The following is a 2,682-nucleotide window of genomic DNA, read 5'->3' as shown; positions in this document are numbered from 1 at the left end:
TGTCTTTCTCGCACCTTGGCTGCAAAAAGGCAGCCGCCATTCGCAGGGCGGCTCCACGACCCGGCGTTAGATGAGGAAGCAAGGGCACTTCATTCGACTGTGCTCACCGCCCTGAATGGCCTCCGCAAATCGAAAGGAGTGGTACTTGCAAAGAAGGAGGATCGCGACGTTCATCGCGCGGACGCGGAGCTCATCGAATGGTATAAAGACCAGCTTACTCGCGAAGGGCTGACGGGTAACGTGGCGGCACGCTGTCTTGGACGTCTTTCTCGCACCTTGGCTGCAAAAAGACAGCCGCCATTCGCAGGGCGGCTCCGCGACCCGGCGTTAGATGAGGAAGCAAGGGCACTTCATCCGACTGTGCTCACCGCCCTGAATGGCCTCCGCAAATCGAAAGGAGTGGTACATTGCGACGTTTATCGCGCGGACGCGGAGCTCATCGAATGGTATAAAGACCAAGTTTGCGGGAGGACGTCTGTGGGGACGGCGAGCTCCTATGCAAGCTGCCTTCAACGTCTTTCTTGCGCCTTGGTTGCAAAAAGGCAGCCGCCATTCGCAGGGCGGCTCCACGACCCGGCGTTAGATGAGGAAGCAAAGGCACTTAATCCGCTCGTGCTCACCGCCCTGAATGGCCTCCGCAAATCGAATGGAGTGGTACTTGCAAAGAAGGAGGATCGCGACGTCCATCGCGCGGACGCGGCGCTCATCGATGTGCAGCAGCAACCTCTCGCCGAGCCTCCCAGGTTTGCGTCGCAGAGGCCGTCCGAGGTTGTCTCGCCGATCGAACTGCCGTCCTCACGTAAGAAGCAGCGGGTTGATATTTCGCGCCAAGGTCCCAGCGGATTATCGCTTGGCCGAGAGGAGTGGCTTGGGGACAACCATATCTTGGCGGATTTCACTCTCCTGCAGCAGGAGCTGCAGAGGGACAATCCGGATCTCGCTGGCCGGATCCGGTTCGTGAATCCGCTCATAGCCCACCAGTTACGTGAGGGGGCCGACGACGACATGCTACGCGCACTCCAGCGCGTCCTTTATGATTGCAATGGTAACGATACTGCCGACTTCCTGTTCTTGCCGGTGAACGATGCCAGCGCGACAAGCCGCGGCACCCATTGGTCGCTGCTGTTGGTTGATCGCCGCGATCGCCAAAGGTGGATGACCTATCACTACGACTCCTTCGGGGAGCACAACCACAATGTTGCTGCCCTGCTCGCAGCGCGGTTGAACGCCGGCCAGCGCCCTGCCAGCATAGGCCAGCAGCAAAACGGTTACGATTGCGGCGTCTTCGTCGTAGACGGCACCCGAGAGCTGGTTCGGCGATTGGCGGAAGAAGCGCAGCCAAACCTCTGGAACCTCGACGAACTCGTCGCCGATCGGGCGCAGCTGCAATGGCGATTGAGCGCCGCTCCCGCAAATGCGCGTGCGAATGATCCTGCTTATCAAGCGGGCCCCTCAACACGAAGCGTCGATTCGGCAGAATTTTGGCGGAAAGTGGATCAAGCCGGCCAGCCTGCCGCCGATAGCTGGAACACAGCCAACTTTTGGCAGGGGTGACCGTCATTCGGCCAATCCGGCCCGCAGGACAATCAGCTCAGCACTACGCGGCGCGGTGTTGACATTCGTCGCGCTCACTTGGGTGCGGCTGTCACAGGGGCTCCATCCGACTTCGGAGACGAGGCGTTTGGTAAGGTGCGCGACACAGCGTCATCGGCACCGAAGCCTTCGGCGCGCGCTAGTAAGAGGCGTCGATTGCTTTCTCCAGTTGAATCGAGGCTTGGCAAAGAGAGCAGGTCCCGCAAATTCGGACAGTAGCTTGAGTGGATTTTCTGCCTTACAGCGGCGAGGATTCTTGCCGCGAATCAGGAGCGAAGATCGTGAGGCTGATCATGCCCCCTGGGACAGCGGATGGCACAACGATCTGACAGCGCTCCTCGCCGGTCAGGCTCGTGGAGACCACTGGGTAGTCCGGCCCGATGTCCTGACGGGTGTGACTGGCGGCCGCGGTTGCAAGATGTGAGAGGTAGGTTTGCGTGAGGGCAGTGGCTTCATGCCTGGTCCAACCGCCGGGCCCTTCCACGAAAACCTCGCCGGGACAGTTAACGACGATTTCGGTCAGAGTGTGGTCCGCGAGGTACGGAGCCAGCGGCTCGAGATAACGTGCCAGCACCAAGCGTCCGCCATCATGTCCGATGGATGCGACTTGGCTCATTTTGTTACCGCCGCGGGTCCGACGATGCATCCGGGGACGGTGCGGTCGAGAATCTGGGTGCGGGTTTCGGTCCGTTTGAGTTGACGGACGAGAAATCCAGGTCTCGCGCGACAAAGATATTGACGAGCTCGCCCTGATTCTTGCTCAGCGTCGGCGGGATGTTGATGGACTGCTCGACGGCAATGCCGGCGGCGGTGTTAGTCGGTAAGCGCGATTTTCCCCGCACGTCTACGCCGGCGGTTTGGCGGTATTGATGGATTGCCCTAGTATCGGGCGATATTGTCCTCCGTGAAGAGCGGCTAAGCGATTGAGCTGGGATCGCATTATTCGTTGTGGCCTGTTTTGGGATTGCAGTGTTTTGATGCTTCGGCATCGGAACCCTGCAATTTCGTTTTGAGGATTGAACGAAGCCGCTGGCGCGGCATGTAGGGAAGCATAGCAAGGATTGCCTCCTGTCTGAGAGGATTGCGGGT

Annotated in this window: 2 protein-coding genes and 1 pseudogene; 1 reads left to right on the top strand and 2 read right to left on the bottom strand. The window is 59.5% G+C overall.

Annotated elements, in window-relative coordinates:
* A partial coding sequence (locus tag XI03_RS01740) for a Ulp1 family isopeptidase (RefSeq protein ID WP_271591122.1) occupies positions 1-1,554 on the top strand: 1,554 nt, incomplete at its 5' end.
* A gap of 277 nt (positions 1,555-1,831) precedes the next feature.
* Here XI03_RS01740 and XI03_RS01735 read toward each other — a convergent pair.
* Together XI03_RS01735 and XI03_RS01730 are read right to left on the bottom strand one after the other, a co-directional pair.
* On the bottom strand, positions 1,832-2,209 hold the full coding sequence (locus XI03_RS01735) for a hypothetical protein (protein WP_271591121.1): 378 nt from the start codon (positions 2,207-2,209) through the stop codon (positions 1,832-1,834).
* Positions 2,206-2,402 (bottom strand): annotated as a pseudogene (locus XI03_RS01730) (TrbI/VirB10 family protein); the annotation flags it as partial. The pseudogene XI03_RS01730 and the gene XI03_RS01735, both read right to left, overlap by 4 nt.
* Positions 2,403-2,682 lie beyond the last annotated feature (280 nt).

This window comes from Bradyrhizobium sp. CCBAU 65884, from assembly GCF_028128835.1.
Taxonomy (GTDB): Bacteria; Pseudomonadota; Alphaproteobacteria; order Rhizobiales; family Xanthobacteraceae; genus Bradyrhizobium; species Bradyrhizobium ottawaense.
This window is presented reverse-complemented; position numbering and strand designations above follow the sequence as displayed.

Bases quoted from the DNA above. Each gene is read 5' to 3' on its own strand.
- XI03_RS01735 (WP_271591121.1), bottom strand. From the start codon at position 2,209: ATGAGCCAAGTCGCATCCATCGGACATGATGGCGGACGCTTGGTGCTG.